General features: G+C 54.0%; 1 rRNA gene. It reads right to left on the bottom strand.

What is annotated here, in order from left to right:
• A 23S ribosomal RNA gene (locus F6X42_RS43165) occupies positions 1 to 109 on the bottom strand; the annotation flags it as partial.
• Positions 110 to 337 lie beyond the last annotated feature (228 nt).

Consider the following 337-nt stretch of genomic DNA (forward strand, 5'->3'; position numbering starts at 1 on the left):
TCCGGATCAAGGCTCGTTTGCCAGCTCCCCGGAGCTTTTCGCAGGCTACCGCGTCCTTCATCGCCTGTGATCGCCAAGGCATCCACCACATGCACTTGTTCGCTTGACCCTATAACGGGTGTGTCTCTGTCGACCAGTGTTAGCGCTTTAGCGCTTACTCTGGTCCCATCCCCGGAGGGGACAGGTTCCCGAAGGAGTCGACCATTCACGTTCCGCTACAGGTTGAGTATTCGTGTTGCGCCGTATTCCAAAGCGATCTCTCGATCACCTTTAAAATACATCGATACAATCACAACCCTGATTCACCTACTCACACACCCATCTCCAGGCACGCTTT

It is taken from the genome of Paraburkholderia podalyriae, from assembly GCF_014397785.1.
GTDB classification, from domain to species: domain Bacteria; phylum Pseudomonadota; class Gammaproteobacteria; order Burkholderiales; family Burkholderiaceae; genus Paraburkholderia; species Paraburkholderia podalyriae.